The sequence below is a fragment of the Rosenbergiella metrosideri genome, assembly GCF_022602565.1.
Lineage (GTDB): Bacteria > Pseudomonadota > Gammaproteobacteria > Enterobacterales > Enterobacteriaceae > Rosenbergiella > Rosenbergiella metrosideri.
Map to the genome: position 1 here is coordinate 1 of NZ_JALBCV010000045.1, position 1,072 is coordinate 1,072.

The 1,072-nt window shown below is 38.2% G+C and carries 1 protein-coding gene and 1 pseudogene; both read left to right on the forward strand.

Annotation, left to right across the window (positions count from 1 at the left end):
• Positions 1–557: 557 nt before the first annotated feature.
• A pseudogene (locus tag MKR94_RS17075) lies at positions 558–698 on the forward strand (ogr/Delta-like zinc finger family protein); the annotation flags it as partial.
• 30 nt (positions 699–728) lie between these two features.
• The gene (locus MKR94_RS17080) at positions 729–962 is read left to right on the forward strand and encodes a hypothetical protein (protein ID WP_338328031.1); all 234 of its coding nucleotides are present in this window, start codon (positions 729–731) and stop codon (positions 960–962) included.
• Positions 963–1,072 lie beyond the last annotated feature (110 nt).

Here is a 1,072-nt window from a genome sequence, read left to right on the forward strand (position 1 = left end):
GAAAATAATAATTAATTCAGGCTATGCTATAATAAAATATAGGATTATATGAATAGATAGATAATCTCTTTATTAATATTCAGAGGATATAAGTAGATAGAAGATTGCAATGTTTTTATTTGTGGCAGATTTGAATATTTTTCACGTAACTCTATGTAATTTATATAGCGCTATCTTGTCATCTAATAATAATTAAAATCACACAATTTATAGAACACCTATTATTACTGAAACCTAAAAATCGATTACCTTACACAACCACTAGGCACAACCAAAAACAAATATTAGGGTGAACCAGCAACACTATGCCTTCAACGCCAGTCAGTTTATAAGTTTTTGCTTCAGCCTTAGCCGAACAAACTTTCACATTACTCAGAGCCATGATGAGTATCATTTCAAGAATTCTGTATGAGTATGAAAATTATCGAACCGAGATATACCCGCTGATGTACCCGTATCATTAGGTTGAGGTAAATCGAATGAGGTTGAACATAGGCTGAGTGAAAACGAGGCAAAACGCTTACAACTGCTAAACTGCAGACACAAAAAAAGCCGCTATTAAGCGACTTGAGTGCCCATTTTGTTTGCAAATGTCGCATTGCCGTTCAAGCCAATATTTATCTGATTCGGTTCAGCGGATCTATTACCAATGCAAAAACCTCGATTGCTCCTGCATATTTACCGCTTTGGAAAGTGTAGAGAAAATTATCAGCAAACCAGAACGGTTAATGGAAGAGCAAACAGTTGAAGAAACAAAAATGCAGATGCGTAAAGGTCAATCATTAGGCCGCTACGGTTCGTCATTCACGTTGACCGACCGGCCGCTCAAAACTAATCAATCAGTCTCCAGTCTGACTCTCATCCTCTCATCAAGCCCAATTAAGTTGGCTTTATTACGCCTCTTTTCTCTGGCTAGCGTTCTTTTTCTTGAGTGCATGCCTATGCTGCATGAAAACGCATGAGTCTCATGCACTCAGATTCTCTCTATAGCCCTTGATATATGGGCTTTAGCATAAAACAATAGGTGCATGAAAAACGCATTGTTAAGTGAAGTGCGCAGGCGGGCGGGCGG